The 14,634-nt window shown below is 47.3% G+C and carries 12 protein-coding genes and 1 pseudogene; 2 read left to right on the top strand and 11 right to left on the bottom strand.

The genetic code is table 11. The features are described 5' to 3' along the window. Positions 1-80: 80 nt before the first annotated feature. The 4 genes from NSU14_RS00340 to NSU14_RS00325 form a co-directional block, all read right to left on the bottom strand. On the bottom strand, positions 81-1,043 hold the full coding sequence (locus NSU14_RS00340) for an AraC family transcriptional regulator (RefSeq protein ID WP_340942020.1): 963 nt from the start codon (positions 1,041-1,043) through the stop codon (positions 81-83). Between the two features lie 300 nt (positions 1,044-1,343). Beyond that, a complete protein-coding gene (locus NSU14_RS00335; protein ID WP_042140092.1) occupies positions 1,344-2,198 on the bottom strand; it encodes a carbohydrate ABC transporter permease in 855 nt (284 codons plus the stop codon). Next, a complete protein-coding gene (locus tag NSU14_RS00330; RefSeq protein ID WP_039300634.1) occupies positions 2,188-3,171 on the bottom strand; it encodes a carbohydrate ABC transporter permease in 984 nt (327 codons plus the stop codon). The genes NSU14_RS00335 and NSU14_RS00330 overlap by 11 nt, the downstream gene beginning before the upstream one ends. A 62-nt stretch (positions 3,172-3,233) precedes the next feature. Next, positions 3,234-4,652 carry an ABC transporter substrate-binding protein gene (locus tag NSU14_RS00325; protein WP_081970294.1) on the bottom strand — a complete coding sequence of 473 codons (1,419 nt, stop codon included), beginning with the start codon at positions 4,650-4,652 and terminating at the stop codon, positions 3,234-3,236. 337 nt (positions 4,653-4,989) lie between these two features. Here NSU14_RS00325 and NSU14_RS00320 point away from each other — a divergent pair, with 337 nt between their 5' ends. Continuing rightward, positions 4,990-5,340, top strand: coding sequence for a winged helix-turn-helix transcriptional regulator (locus NSU14_RS00320; protein ID WP_042140093.1), 351 nt, complete (start codon positions 4,990-4,992; stop codon positions 5,338-5,340). 13 nt (positions 5,341-5,353) lie between these two features. Here the strand turns inward: NSU14_RS00320 and NSU14_RS00315 are convergent, their stop codons facing one another. The 6 genes and pseudogenes from NSU14_RS00315 to NSU14_RS00290 form a co-directional block, all read right to left on the bottom strand. Continuing rightward, the gene (locus tag NSU14_RS00315) at positions 5,354-6,013 is read right to left on the bottom strand and encodes an NAD(P)H-dependent oxidoreductase (RefSeq protein ID WP_042140094.1); all 660 of its coding nucleotides are present in this window, start codon (positions 6,011-6,013) and stop codon (positions 5,354-5,356) included. Next, positions 6,010-6,522: a nuclear transport factor 2 family protein gene (locus NSU14_RS00310; RefSeq protein WP_340942013.1), complete on the bottom strand. Its 513-nt coding sequence runs from the start codon at positions 6,520-6,522 to the stop codon at positions 6,010-6,012. The genes NSU14_RS00315 and NSU14_RS00310 overlap by 4 nt, the downstream gene beginning before the upstream one ends. Before the next feature lie 146 nt (positions 6,523-6,668). Beyond that, positions 6,669-7,205, bottom strand: coding sequence for a M50 family metallopeptidase (locus tag NSU14_RS00305; protein ID WP_340942011.1), 537 nt, complete (start codon positions 7,203-7,205; stop codon positions 6,669-6,671). A gap of 553 nt (positions 7,206-7,758) precedes the next feature. Beyond that, a complete protein-coding gene (locus NSU14_RS00300) occupies positions 7,759-8,574 on the bottom strand; it encodes a GNAT family N-acetyltransferase (protein WP_336102571.1) in 816 nt (271 codons plus the stop codon). Between the two features lie 18 nt (positions 8,575-8,592). Further along, positions 8,593-9,084 (bottom strand): DUF6933 domain-containing protein, encoded by a 492-nt coding sequence (locus tag NSU14_RS00295; protein ID WP_042140097.1) that lies wholly within the window; start codon positions 9,082-9,084, stop codon positions 8,593-8,595. A 221-nt stretch (positions 9,085-9,305) separates the two neighbouring features. After that, positions 9,306-9,730, bottom strand: a pseudogene (locus NSU14_RS00290) (DMT family transporter); the annotation flags it as partial. Positions 9,731-9,995: 265 nt separating this feature from the next. On the opposite strand from NSU14_RS00290, the gene NSU14_RS00285 reads away from it, so the two are divergent. Continuing rightward, positions 9,996-12,650 carry a cation-translocating P-type ATPase gene (locus tag NSU14_RS00285; protein ID WP_340942006.1) on the top strand — a complete coding sequence of 885 codons (2,655 nt, stop codon included), beginning with the start codon at positions 9,996-9,998 and terminating at the stop codon, positions 12,648-12,650. Positions 12,651-12,725: 75 nt separating this feature from the next. Here NSU14_RS00285 and NSU14_RS00280 read toward each other — a convergent pair whose 3' ends face one another. Further along, positions 12,726-14,552 carry an APC family permease gene (locus tag NSU14_RS00280; protein ID WP_039300618.1) on the bottom strand — a complete coding sequence of 609 codons (1,827 nt, stop codon included), beginning with the start codon at positions 14,550-14,552 and terminating at the stop codon, positions 12,726-12,728. Between the last annotated feature and the right edge of the window lie 82 nt (positions 14,553-14,634).

Below are 14,634 nucleotides of genomic sequence, written 5' to 3'. Positions count from 1 at the left end.
TACAAGAAGGGCGAACTGGTCTTATGACCGCACACAAAAACCCGCAGACCAAGCGGCTGCGGGCTTCCCGAAGGAATGGTTCAGTCGGTTCTGTGGGTTTGCTGACGTAATCTGGCGATATCTCTGCTTGGCGGATTTCCGAAGAACCGGCTGTAATCCCGGCTGAATTGGGAATCACTCACATATCCGACAAGCCGGCAGGCAGTGGTCGCGTCCATGGCACTGGCTAACATCAGACGTCTGGCTTCGTGAAGGCGCAGCGCTTTTTGATATTGCAGCGGGCTCATGGAGGTGACGGACTTGAAATGCACATGAAAAGAAGATGGACTCATATGTACCAGCTCCGCCAGCTCAGCAACCTTCATCTGCCGGGAGAAGTTGCCCTGCAGCCAGGTTATGACCTTCGACACCCGCTGCACATCCGACTCCGCGAACCCCATCTCCACAACCTGGGCGCCAATCGGACTGCGCAGAATCCGGATCAGAATTTCATCCAGAACCAGCGGGGCAAGCAATTCAGCATCACCGTCATTGTGCAGGCATTCCACCAGTCTCGCCACTGCGTTAATGATACTCAGATTGACATCAGCAATGTAACCTTTACTCATCTGACGTACCGGGGGCAAACCCTGGGGGTACAGCTTCAGGACCCATTCGCTAATCCGCTGCGGATCAAGCTCCAGCCTCACGGCAAGATAAGGCTCAGATGAACTGGCCTCCATGAGCTGCATGGCTAACGGCAGGGCGACAGGCAACAGAATCATCTGCGATTTGTCAAAATGATAAACCTCCTGCCCGATCATGACATCCTTTGACCCTTGGGCCACGATTATAAACGAGGTGGAATAGAAGGTTTTGATGGTATCCCTATCGGTACGTGAATACTGGCTGACATAGAGCCCGGGTATGCGCTGGCTAAAGGTACCGTCATGAGGAACAAGGGCAGAGATCAGCTGGACCAGTCTGGCTGTTTCTGCCTCAAGCAGCCTCTCTGCATTTCCAGGCTCCGTTGTCACTGCGTATTCATCTTGCAGCCTCATCATGCAGCGGGCAACTCCTTTGTTTTAAGCATGCTATAAAGTACATCCGTATGGACAAGTAACGTTTATTATACACTAATGGATGGATGTGAAAATAAAAAGACTCCCGATAATGTTGTGCATTATCGGGAGTACGCCTGTTGATTAGCCAAAATAAGTAGCAAAGAAATCGCTCATTCCGTAAATCTTCTACACCTCTGCAGATCTCCGCAATGTGGCGGCCTCAAGAAAAAGTCTACTACGTTTCCATAACCATAATTTAGCTAATCAACAGATCTCAATTTGGGATGATTCTGAGTGGGTTTATTCTTTGACGCCACCCAGTGCTACACCCGCGATAATATACCGGGATAGCAGGAAGTACACCACAAACAGCGGCAGTGCCGTCAAAGCCAGACCCATGTAGATCGAGCCGAACGACGTCTTGTATATATCCCCGCGAAGCAAGCTGACCATGATTGGCATCGTATACTTATCTTTTTGGGTAAGCAGGATCAGCGGCATGAACAGGTTGTTCCAGTTCCCCACGAAGGCAAAGATTGCCTGCGTCGCCACTGCCGGAACCATGAGCGGCAGGATAATCCGGTTAAAGGTTTTGAATTCACCGGACCCGTCTACGCGTGCTGCTTCCACGATCTCTATCGACAGCGTTGCCAGCAGATATTGGCGCATAAAGAACACTACCGCCGGCGCTGCAATCGCAGGCAGAATCAGTGGGAGAAAGCTGTTGGTCCAATGGATTTTATACATGAACTGATAGAATCCGATGGCACTTGCCTGAGAAGGAATCATCATTACGCACAAAATAAAGGTAAAGAATGCCCCGCGCAGCTTCCAGCTATAGGTCACAAGACCATAAGCCGCCAGGGAGGAGAAATAGACCGTTAAGAGAGTTGCTGAAGAAGAGATAATAAATGAATTCATGAACCCCTGAATCGGATCGAAACTCTTTTCGAGCAGTACCCGTAGGTTGTCCATCATATGTGTCGAAGGAAACAGTGAGATACCGCTTTGAATTTCTGCCGAAGAGCGGGTGGCGTTTACAAACATGATCCAAAACGGAAGAACGCTGAGTACCGCCAGACAGATACAGACGATATAGACAATCGTCTTGTTGATCCTCCGGGTGACGTTTCCGTCTTTTTTATTATTGTTCATGTGATACGCCCCCCTTATGGCTGCTCTTGGCGGATTTCCGGTGCATTTTTTCGATTTTTTTAAGTCTTGCCGCGTCACGGTCACGCATTAAATAGAACACAAGTACAGACAATACCCCTGAAATCAAGAACATAATCATACTCGCAGCAGCAGCGCGATTGTATAAATAGCTTCCCTTAAAGGCTTGCCCATAAATGAACATGGACGTGGTAAGCGTAGAGTCATCCGGTCCGCCCGCAAGGAAGAGCTGCGGAATATCAAACATGGTCAAGCCACCGACCATAGATGTAATCAGTGTGAATAGTAGAATTGTACGTAAACTTGGCAGCGTGATCCGGAAGAACGTTTGAACTCCGTTTGCACCGTCAATCGCTGCAGACTCGAAGAGCGCGGGATTGATACCCATAACACCTGCGATCAGAATGATCATGGTGTTACCGTACCACATCCAGAACTGGATGAACGCCACAATGCCCCGCGCTGTCGTCTTATCCTGAAGGAAGTAGATCGGAGCGTCGGACCAACCCATCATTTCAAAGAAACTGTTTACTGGACCCATTGGATAGCCAAACAGAGTACTGAAAAGCAAGGCGATTGTACCCGCAGTAATAATATTAGGCATATACAGCAGAACCTTGAAGAAACCTTGTCCTTTTATTTTGAGACGCTGGTTCGTAAACCATGCAGTAAGCAAGAGTGCAAGAAGAATTTGGGGAACGAAGTTGACAATCCAGAGTATCCCGGTGTTAATCAGAGATTTTCGGAAAGAGGCGTTACTAAGGATCAAATCTTTGAAATTCTGAAAAGGATTATCCAAAATATGTATTGGTTTTGGTATTAATCCCTGCAAATCGGTGAACCCGATGAATGCGGTGTATAAAATAGGATACAGCGAGAAGATCAGAAATGCCAAAACAAACGGAAACGTAAAAATATAGCCAAATTTAGAGTAGTTCACACCATTGCGGCGCATGCTCTCACCCCTTTAGTTGATATGAAGGGGCGGGATGACTCCCCCGCCCCTTCGATTGCTTTTTATTCGCTATCGATATTCAGTTGATCTTTGACTTGCTGTTTGAAGGTTTCGATCGCTTTAGCACGGTCTTTGTTGCCTGCAGTATATTCGCGTACTTGATCACGCCAGAGCTTGTTGATCGTTTCGTCGAATGCAGTCAAGTTCTTACCCGAAGCGTTGGCATTAGCTGGAACAAAGATATCGAAAATGTTCTGTCCGCCAACCAATTCCAAATCACCTTTAGATTTATCCATAACAACGGAGGAAGCAACGCTGTCCTTCGCTCCTTGCTCGCCAGCTTTCATTGTTCCGTTAGCCCAGGAGTACTGGAGTCCGGTTTCAGAGGTGTCAAGTGTTACCCACTTGATAAAGTCGGCAACGGCTTGTTTCTTGGCTTCGTCCTTGACTACATCTTTGTTAGCGAGCAACCAAGTGCCTCCCCAGAAGAAGCCAGTTGGTGATTCAGTAACTGCCCAGTCACCCTTTGTTTCTACTGCATGTTCGCTTAACGTATAGTTAATGAGCCACGCAGGACCGAAGAAGCCGAAGACCGGTTTTGCACCAGTACCGTTCATATCAGCGAACCAGGCTTCTTGCCAGTCTGTCGTATCGTTGTAATAGTCATTGTCTTTCAGCTTCTTGGAAAGATCGAGGAACTCTTCGCGCTTCGGATCAATATGCAGCTTGCCATCGACAATCCAGCCTTTATCAGAACTGTTCTCGACCGCGTGCCAGATATCGCCGTCACCAGAAACTGCGGCATATCCTTTAGCTTTCAGCTTCTCTGCTGCACTGAAGAATTTATCCCAGCCTGGACCGATTTCAGTCTTGATAGTAGCCGGGTCATCTGTTCCAAACACATCCTTGGCAAGCGAGCGGCGATAGATAAAGGCTCCGCCTGTTGCCTGATAGCCCAGACCTTTCAGCTGACCGTCTTTGCTGCCGATATCAACAGAATATTGAGCGATGCCTGCGTCCTTAACCATTTGATCGGTAAGGCCCAGGTCAGCATAATTGGCGGCAAAAGTGGATGCATCGCCTTGTGTATATTTGAGTACGAATGCCCCTTCAGTAGCGTAAATATCTGGTGCATCTTTTCCGCCAGCGGCCAGCGCCTGGTCAAGAGCAGGCTGATAGGCTCCATCTGTAGTTGCGACAATCGTAGTTTTGAATTCCACATTCGCTTCAGGATGTAGCTCCATGTACTTCTTGGTCATGTTTGGAATCTCGTCCGTGAAGCTCCAGAGATTGATAGTAACTTTCTCACCAGATCCTGCTGCTGGAGCAGTTGTAGCCTCTGCAGCAGTATTAGCTGCTGGAGCAGTTGTTGCGTTTGCGCCGGATGAGCTTGAATTATTATTGCCTCCACACGCTGCCAGAGCAGATGACATCAAAACCAGTGTAGAGATCCCCGCTAGAACACGCTTCATACTTTTCATACTTTGCCTCCCCTTTTATATTCAATCCTCGGTTTTATGTAACCGCATTCATATTATAGTGCCAGACTCTCTCAGACATAAGGAACCCCTCATTGGGAAAAATACCACTATTTTTGGTTCCTGCTCTGTACCAGGCATAAAATAGCGAAATGGAACAATCAGTTAATTACTGCATAAAAAAACAGGCCACCGATCTTACCGGTAGCCTGGCATCATTACATCTCATCGAATAACCAAATCAGTATACAACTCCCAGTGACAGTCCTAATCTTTTTCACTATACTATAATTAAATTAGTTACTTTATTTTTTAGTTCGATATCATAAAAGAATGAGAGATGAGCGCATTGGAAGAATCAAAGTTTGAGAGTAGCTGTATTGATTCAATATCTGAGGTTTTACAGTTTCTTTCAGGAAAATGGACTTTTCTGGTGATGACACAGCTTCTTAGGGAACCTCAGCGTTTTAACCAACTCCGACGGAATTTAGGTAACGTCAATACGAAGGGCCTAACAGATACATTACGGAATTTAGAAGAACATCAAATGTTAAACCGCCAGGTCTTTCCAACGGTACCCGTAACCGTCGAATATTCAATTACCGATAAGGGAAAAGCCTTCTCGAAGGTATTTGAGCAGATCAATCACTGGAAAAATGAATGGGATTCTCCTGTCCAGCAATCCTCATAAAAAGGACAATTCGTTAGACAAACTGTACGATATCTTTCATCGGACGTCTTTTTTTAGAGCGCCCTTCCCGGACGCGATAACCGAAGGCTGCCATGACACTTAAGCTATATTCATTCTGTCCCAGAAGTCCTTTCTTTTGAAGCAGGTCATTAACGGCATCCAGATTGAAGCCTTCAATGGCGCATGAATCGATTTCAATATGCGCCGCTGCCGTCATCATGTTTCCAAGTGCAATAAATGTCTGTTTGGAGGACCAGTCCAGCAAAGCTCTTTCTGAATCCAAATGCAGGTCATGATAAAATTGGGCATATGCCGGCTTCATTCCCTTGTAAATTTCCAGAGGCATCTCCAAGGTTTGAGTTTGCTGCTCTTTTAAATAAGGAGAATCATAGGTAAGGTCCTTCCTGGCTAAAATCATAACAAAATGACTCGATGTGGGCAGCTGCCGAACTGCGCCATATGCATATGGAGCCAATTCATTTCTGAATTCCGGGCTCTGCACAACAATGAATTTCCATGGCTCATTTCCGCCCGAGCTGGGAGATAGCCGGCCAGCCTCTAGAATAAATTGAAAATCCTCTTTAGAAATTTTTCTCTCCGGGTCAAATTCTTTGGTTGCATGCCGATAGTTGAAGGTTTCCAGCATCTCTGTTTTTCTTGCAGATGTATTCATTTCTCCTCCCAGTTAGCCAGCGGATCCATCCGGAACCGGGTTAAGTTTAAACTGCTGATTTTCCATACACCATCTACACGCTCGTAGGATTCTCTATATTGACCATACCCGTTATGTCCTGGAGGCGAGTCGTCCTTATCAGGAAAACTCAATAAATCTTCCATTGCCCAAACACCCTTCGCGTGATTCTCATCTATCCAATCAATCTCCGGCATATGTCCATGGTGAACGGAAGGTGCCTTTCCGACTAGATCGTTTATCACTTTACTGAATTCTTCCCCGTTTTTGAACACATGTCCATCAGGTTCGAGTTTGACCTCAGCTGTGAAAATTTCTGCTAATTCAGACCAGTTCTTCTCATCCACAAAACGGAAATAGCGTGCTTTCAGTTTTTTTATCTCTTCGATGCCCTCCAGCCGTTGAACTTTCCGTTCCAGCTGATGGAGTTTATTCATAATAATCTCCGGCCCGTTCATGACTGCCTGCTCATGGTGCTGCTTATCTGTCATATAATTGTCTCTCCTTCTTTGGCATTCAATTGCCTCGAGACAAACTATAGCAGGTAATTATTATTTTCATAAGGAGGCTATTTTTTTATATATACTTTAGAAAAGTAAAGTCTTTGATGCCTGTACTACCTTTCAGTCCAGTCATGCTACAACCCGATGTCCGCAGGCGTCTTTGCCTGTAGTATCCTTTTCAAGAGCAATCCGTCACTGGGATAAAACTTTCCATACCGGACAAAATCTCTTGGATATAAACTAACTATTATTGTCCATGCATTCAGAACTATGAATAGCAGCGGAAGATAATAATTATGTTCACTGCCAATGCCAAGCGTGAAGTAGATGATGCCAATTACAGACGTCTGGAACATTACCCCGCCGAGAGCAAAAATAGAATGACGCAGCCTGCTGGCCTTTTTGCCGCTCTCTATAAACGTTAACCCGCCAAATCCGTAGCAGAATATAAAGGATGTGCCGAAGATATCTGCACTCCACAACTGTTTCCGGTCACCTATGACCACTAATTTTATTGGGTACCCCATTAACTTCCCTGCCAAATAATGTCCGAGTTCGTGTACGAACGTGTCCAGATATTTAAACAAAGTCAGTATGACCGCACCGAGTAACCCATGCATGACTGACGGCTCAACCATAGATAACAAGAGGATGAATACTATAAACAACATAATATAAAGAAAAGTCCGGTTCAACACGGTTTCCTGCCTTCAAGTTATTTTAATCTACCAGTGTCATCAGAATTGCAGTAAGATTACTGCATCTTAATAAAGTGATTAGCACATTCTTAGAGACTTCTGTTGCCTATTGCTATTTTAGATCGCTAATAACTTCTTCTTAATATCTTCTTTAGTTATTTCCCCACTACAAATAGTTGAATTTCTATTTTCCAACAAGTCACAAGCTTTATCCTTTTGCCCGTTTTTAGCATATAGGAAGGCCAATATATACATTGGCGATGGATTATGTATCTGTCCTAACGAAGTGTTCTTTTCAATTTGCCCTTTGCCATTTCAGTCCGAATTGTATTAGTCTCGGTGATATTAATTGATCTAGTATTAACTTCAGCGGTTCACCCACAATAGGCTCCCCCTGGTAGTTGATTTTTTTGATTTCAACCTTTTTAATCACAGGAATAACTGTTAGAACTTGAGCGCGAGTCTCCTAGCATACACCCTGCAATTTCAAACCCTATAGCTTTAACTAGAATCAGTCATGATTCCCTCACGAGAACTTATACCAGAATATCCGATAGTCAAAATCCGGCTTCATCCCGATTGCTTGAGCTATACGGATAGAGCCTGTGTTCTCCGGAGTACAGTCCCAGTAAGGCAGGATTCCTTTTCGTCTGAATTCTTGTAACAGTGCAGTAGCCACTGCCGTCCCATAATTTCTTCCTCTGTATCCTTCCAGGGTCTCGATATCAATCGCATGCGTCTCTTTTGCAATAAAAGCCGAGAAACACAAACTCACGACCTGGTTATTATACTCGGCATAACACCCCAGTCCCTGCTGAAGGAAAACATCTGCCGACTCCCAGTAATGCAGTATTTTCTCTTCTACAAATGAATGGTTCTCTAATCGCCTTGACGTAAGCAGCTCCCTGTCGATTGACCGGATCGTTATTTCATTAGCTTGAAATTCCACAGCTCCCGCTTGCTCTCCTGCACAGAACACATGCTGATTTTCCGCCGAAATATTACTGTCCCCGAAGATGGTACTTAGCGTTTCATCCCAGGTATCCATCTCCGCGCCGATCTCGACCCAATTGATCCCTTGTTTCTGTAGCTCAGGTTCTATAACGGTTCGCATGTATTCGCCCAGCTTCTCTGCAAACACTGAACTCCACGCATCACCAACGACTTGAAACCCCTGCTGTCCCTGAATCCAGATTAACGCTGCTGTTGGTTCTGTCGGATGATCTGCGTAGACCCTACCCGGGTTCATCCCATCAACTATAGCCTTGGCCTCAATATTTTTACATGGATCTGTGAGATGCCGTATCTTATAAAAGTCCTCTTTATTAAGCTCTGTGATCATTGTCAGTTCCTCCGGTCCTTACAAATAATGCTTTTCAATTGCTTTTTTGAATACGTCTATGGGTTTTTCATAATCTATAGGTTTGTGAATTATTCTGTTCAGCCATTTCATATGCTCTTCCTTACTTGCGTGTTCTCCTTGTGCATGATCATTAAAGAAGGTTACTTCTTTCATTGTTCCTAAGACACTTCTATTGTTAGTTCTAGCTATATTGATCTGCTGGCTGTCTTTCATATACGATTCAATTAACTTCGGTTCAATTCCTTCACTTACCAGATAATCCCTCAATTCTGTGCGGAACTTATCGGTTAAACTATTTAACTGAGCCGATCTTACCCCGTTAAAAATCACACTCAACCGGCTTAGATCATTGATGAGGAGGATATGCTTTCGTCTATTTACCCATATCATATTCGTGTGCCAACTGAATAACGGAGCGGTTAGCTCATTCTCTATCGGTGCAGCTTTCATTTCCTTCAATAAAGCCTGCGTGAATCTTAATACAACCATTTTGCACTTCCTTTCTTAACGCTTACATGCTTCCCATTCATCTGTATTCGGGAGTACCCCCGCACTATCCTCTCTGCAGAACGGAAATCAGGCCGCCCTCAACTGAGGACGACCCGATGTTTTCACACTTATTTTTCCTTAATGACCAGCAACTCCCATACAAATCAGAACGGTCCCTGCCCAAAAGGACAAGCCAATCTGCTCTCCGAGTAATAACCACCCCAGGAAAGCGCCGCAACGAGCAGGGATATCCCGCCGAGCTGAAGCGATGGATCAATGTCCGCATTTCCGACAATAATACCGACACCGAGCGTTGCTAAAATAACGGAAAAGGCCTTTTTAAGGGTGATCTTCTCTTTCAAAATAATCCGCGCAAACAGAACCATAAATGCAGGTGTCGCCCCGGTAATGATCGCACCCATTTGTGCGGTAGAGAGCATCGTGCCTATCTCTTGGGTTACGATTGAAATGGTATTTCCAATCACGCCAATCATGACAATTAACAGGATATCCCGTTTCTCGATACGCCACGATTGTCTGGTAATAATACCAATAAGGAGCATGCAATAACCGCAATTACATAGCGGATCCATACTAATTCAAGCGGCGGTACAACGTCCACCACGTATTTTACAACCACATACATCCCGCCCCAGATGCTGGCATCGAGCGATAAATACTAAGAACCTAATAAAGTGTTTTTCATGTTTTGTACCCTCCGTTGTTCCAGACATTCCTTGTCCTTAACGGAGTTGTAGTTTTCAATTTTTTCATTCTATTCTATACGAACAACGTCCATCTGGGTATAAGTATTTAACTGCCCTGAACGAGAAATGTTGAAACTTGTCATATTTTCTAACGTAGATTTGGACCATACAGAGAATGAAAAACTGGAGAGGAGCTTGTACCTGATGGAGTATTACCGCCGCAGTGTGACAGACACCCTGGAAGAAGTGCAGAGCCAGACCAAAGGGCTTACGTCTGCTGAAGTAGACAACCGGCTCACCAAGGACGGCTACAATGAGTTAAAAGGTAAACAGAAAGACCCGCTCTGGAAGCTGTTTCTGGAGAATTTCAAAGATCCGATGGTTATTGTGCTGCTCATAGCAGCAACAGTTCAGATTGTGATGGGGCATGTGATGGAATCCGTCATTATCTTTGTAGTGCTGATTCTGAATGCTGTGATCAGCGTTGTCCAGACCCGTAAGGCCGAGAGCTCGCTTGACGCACTGCGCAAAATGTCTGCGCCTGAAGCCAAGGTCATCCGGGACGGAGCCTTGCTGTCCATTCCCGCGAGGGAACTGGTCCGCGGTGATATCGTCTTCCTGGAGGCTGGCGATTACGTGCCTGCGGACGGACGGATTATTGAATCCGGGAGCCTGAGGATTGACGAAGGAATGCTGACCGGAGAATCCGAAGCCGTAGAGAAGCATATTCAGCCTATTGATCATGACGCTCCGCTTGGAGACCGGCGCAATATGGCCTTCAGCGGCTCGCTCGTTGTCTATGGCCGGGGAACGCTGGTCATTACAGGAACTGCTCTCGGCACTGAGCTTGGGAAGATTGCCGGTCTGATCGAGAGTGCAGAAGCGAAGCAGACTCCGCTTCAGCGCAAGCTGGAGAGCTTCGGCAAGAAGCTGGGCCTGGCCGTTCTCGGCTTGTCCATCCTCATCTTCTCCATTCAGGCTGCACGCGTCTGGCTCTCGAACGATACGGTCGACACGACCGAAGCGATTCTAAATGCCCTTATGTTCGCCGTCGCTGTAGCCGTCGCCGCGATTCCCGAGGCATTGTCCTCGATTGTAACCATCGTGCTCTCCGTAGGCACCAACAAGATGGCCCGGCAGAACGCCATTATCCGCAAGCTGCCCGCTGTTGAAGCCCTGGGATCAACCAGTGTAATCTGTACAGATAAGACCGGTACCTTGACACAGAATAAAATGACAGTTGTCGATTACTTCCTGCCGGAAGGATCGCAGGAGCAGTTCAGCCTGCAGGCCGATGAATGGTCGGAAGAAGCCCGCAGACTGCTGCATATCGCCGTACTCTGCAACGATTCCAACATTAACGAGGAAGGCAAAGAGCTGGGTGACCCTACAGAGGTTGCGCTGATTGCCTTCAGTAACAGCAAGAACCGGGATTACCGCGAGATCCGCGATAACTTCCCGCGCGAAGCCGAGCTGCCGTTCGACTCAGAACGCAAACTGATGACGACGCTGCATACCTTCGACGGCCAGAAAGCCCTACTTACCAAAGGCGGCCCGGATGTCCTGTTCAGCAGATGTACCCACGTGCTGCTGAGCGGCCAGGAGGTCCCGCTGACACCGGAGGTTCTGGAACGCTTCACCGAAGCTAACGAGCAGTTCTCCAGCCGAGCCTTGCGGGTGCTTGCTTATGCCTATAAGACCGTGCCAAATACCGTCACCGAAGTAGGCCTTGAAGATGAGCAGAACCTGGTTCTGGTTGGCCTCTCAGCGATGATTGATCCGCCGCGCGAGGCGGTATATGGCTCCATTGCTGAATCCAACAAGGCGGGTATCCGCACGATCATGATTACCGGGGACCATAAGACCACCGCTCAGGCGATTGGTCGCGATATCGGACTGATGGCTGAGCATGAGATCGCGGTCACCGGCCAGGAGCTGGATGCCATGTCCGAGGAGGAGCTGGACAGCAGGCTGGAGCAGATTGGCGTCTATGCCCGTGTCTCTCCTGAGAATAAGATCAGAATTGTCCGTGCCTGGCAGCGTAAAGGCAAAATCACCGCCATGACCGGCGACGGAGTCAATGATGCCCCGGCCCTAAAGCAGGCCGATATCGGTGTAGCCATGGGCAGCGGAACTGATGTAGCCAAGGATTCCGCAGCCATGATCCTGACCGATGATAACTTCGTATCCATCGTCAATGCGGTCGCTGTCGGCCGGACGGTGTTCGACAACATCAAGAAGGCCATTGCCTATCTGTTCGCCGGCAATTTGGGGGCGATCATCGCCATCCTGTTCGCGCTGATCTTCGACTGGATCAACCCGTTTACCGCCATCCAGTTACTGTTCATTAACCTGGCCAACGATTCCCTGCCGGCCATTGCCCTGGGCATGGAGAAGGCTGAGCCGGATGTAATGAGCCGCAAGCCGCGGGACATTGGCGAAGGCATCTTCGCCGGAGGCATGATGCAGGCTGTCATTACCCGTGGTCTGCTGATCGGGATTGCCGTCATTGTCTCCCAGTACATCGGGCTGCAGCATTCCGATGAAATGGGCATCGCCATGGCCTTCACCACGCTGATTCTGGCGCGTACGCTCCAGACCTTCGCAGCCCGCTCCAACAGCCAGACCTCGGTGGAAGCCGGCTTCTTCAGCAACAAATATGTGATCGGCGCTGTCATGGTCTGCTTTGCCTTCTACGGTATTGCCGTCCTGCCCGGCGTCAGAGACATCTTCTCCATCCCCGCTTCCTTCGGGATGGACCACTGGCTGACAGCCACAGGCCTCGCCCTTGGCTCGGTCATCGTGATGGAGCTGGCGAAGCTTATCCGCCGCATGCTGCCGTCTAAGCAGGCCGCGTAGGCTTAGCTTAGGGGATCTGAAATAGCCAAAAGCCTGCACGCCCGGTATGGGGTGCAGGCTTTTTTATATAATAAATTACTTCTTCAAATGATAAGGCACTGTAGTGACAATAACATCACTGCGGAACAGTAACCGGGCACGTATCAGCAGACTCGATTGATTATGAAGGATGTTATGCCAGCCTTTCTTCGGAATGAACTGTGGAATGATGACCGTTACCCTATGATTCAACTCTGCAGCCTTCCAATTGATCGTATCAATGAATTTGGTCAATGGTTGTACGATGCTTCTATAGGGAGTATACAAAGTCACTAATCTTATTTCCGGCTGCCACTTTTTCCATTTCTCCTCGAATATGGCTTCCTCTTCTCTTTCGAAAGGCACATACACGGCGATAATCTGCTGCGGATTCAGCGATTTGGCATATTCCAGGGAGTTCATCACCACATGAGTGATTCCGGCAACCGGCACGATGATTACATTGCCTTCAATCTTAATCGTTTCCTCACAGGTGGTTATTCTGAGCTGGTCGGCAACGGCCTCGTAATGCTTATGAATCCGGTGGAACACCAGAAGGAGAATCGGCAAAAATACAAATACCGGCCAGACCTGTGTGAACTTGGTCAAGAAGAACATCATCGTAACAATAAGGCTGATTAGAGCACCAACGGTGTTGATGATGAATTTTTGCAGCCAGCCCGCCTGTTTTTCCCGGAGCCACTTAACCATCATCCCTGTCTGTGACAGCGTAAAGGGAATGAACACACCTACAGCATAAAGTGGGATCAACTGCTCTGTCTTCCCTTCAAATACATAAATCAGGACCATAGACAGAACACCCAGAATGATAATGCCGTTAGAGTAACCCAGCCGGTCTCCACGCATGGTGAACATCCGCGGAATGAACTTATCCTTGGCCAGATTCACAGCCAGTAAAGGAAATGCGGAATACCCGGTGTTGGCAGCCAGAATTAGTATTAATGCAGTGGTTCCCTGTATGAAGAAATACATCGCATTCCGGCCGAACGTTTGCTCGGCAATTTGCGACACGACCGTCACATCAGCACGGGGAGCTATACCATAGTAATAGGCCAGCACAACAATTCCTGAGAACATAACAGCAAGTAAGGCTCCCATGGCCACTAAGGTTTTGGCAGCGTTAGAAGCCTCCGGACTTTTGAAATTCGGAATGGCATTGGATATCGCCTCTACACCCGTTAACGCAGAGCTCCCGGAAGAAAATGCGCGCAGCAGCAGGAATAGACTGATCCCCGCTACCGGCGTGCCCAATGAGGTATGCAGCTCTGCCGGAACGTTACCGGTTAAAATGTTATACAAACCTGTACCAATTAGTATGAATAAAGCCAGCACGAATAAATAAACCGGATAAGCAAGTACGGAAGCGGATTCCGTTACCCCTCTTAGGTTTAGAATCGTAATCAGGATCACGAAGACGATAGCGATAACTACTTTATGCTCATGCAGGCTTGGAAAAGCTGAGGTAATCGCGTCCGCGCCGGCCGATATACTTACAGCCACCGTCAAAATATAGTCCACCAACAGCGATCCGCCGGCAATCAGTCCGGGGTATTTCCCCAGGTTTTCCTTGGATACCACATAGGCTCCACCACCATGCGAATAAGCAAAAATAATCTGCCGGTAGGACAAAATGAGTGCGGTCAACAATACTAATACGCCAATCGCAATCGGAATGGAATACCAGAAGGCAGCTGCCCCAATCGTAACGAGAACAATCAAGATTTGTTCCGGCCCGTACGCAACGGAAGACAAGGCATCTGAAGACAGTATGGCCAGCGCTTTCTTTTTATTTAGCTTTTGCTCCCCTAACTCAGTAGACTTTAAGGGCCTGCCGATCAGAAATCGTTTTAAAAATGAGATCACGGGTTTCACCACTCGCTTATTATTTTGTAAAATTCTTGATAGTGCAGCATCTGTACCCTACTCAGACACAACAAAAAGACCA

Origin of the sequence: Paenibacillus sp. FSL R10-2771 (genome assembly GCF_038000205.1) — a bacterium.
Classification (GTDB): Bacteria; Bacillota; Bacilli; order Paenibacillales; family Paenibacillaceae; genus Paenibacillus_AQ; species Paenibacillus_AQ phytohabitans.
The sequence above is the reverse complement of the archived record's forward strand: the minus strand, read 5'-3'. Positions and strand labels throughout refer to the sequence as shown.

Coding starts and splice junctions, on each gene's coding strand:
- NSU14_RS00285 (WP_340942006.1), top strand. CDS start 9,996: ATGGAGTATTACCGCCGCAGTGTGACAGACACCCTGGAAGAAGTGCAG.
- NSU14_RS00305 (WP_340942011.1), bottom strand. CDS start 7,205: ATGTTGTTTATAGTATTCATCCTCTTGTTATCTATGGTTGAGCCGTCA.
- NSU14_RS00295 (WP_042140097.1), bottom strand. CDS start 9,084: ATGGTTGTATTAAGATTCACGCAGGCTTTATTGAAGGAAATGAAAGCT.
- NSU14_RS00330 (WP_039300634.1), bottom strand. CDS start 3,171: ATGCGCCGCAATGGTGTGAACTACTCTAAATTTGGCTATATTTTTACG.
- NSU14_RS00310 (WP_340942013.1), bottom strand. CDS start 6,522: ATGACAGATAAGCAGCACCATGAGCAGGCAGTCATGAACGGGCCGGAG.
- NSU14_RS00325 (WP_081970294.1), bottom strand. CDS start 4,652: ATGAAAAGTATGAAGCGTGTTCTAGCGGGGATCTCTACACTGGTTTTG.
- NSU14_RS00340 (WP_340942020.1), bottom strand. CDS start 1,043: ATGATGAGGCTGCAAGATGAATACGCAGTGACAACGGAGCCTGGAAAT.
- NSU14_RS00320 (WP_042140093.1), top strand. CDS start 4,990: ATGAGCGCATTGGAAGAATCAAAGTTTGAGAGTAGCTGTATTGATTCA.
- NSU14_RS00335 (WP_042140092.1), bottom strand. CDS start 2,198: ATGAACAATAATAAAAAAGACGGAAACGTCACCCGGAGGATCAACAAG.
- NSU14_RS00315 (WP_042140094.1), bottom strand. CDS start 6,013: ATGAATACATCTGCAAGAAAAACAGAGATGCTGGAAACCTTCAACTAT.
- NSU14_RS00300 (WP_336102571.1), bottom strand. CDS start 8,574: ATGATCACAGAGCTTAATAAAGAGGACTTTTATAAGATACGGCATCTC.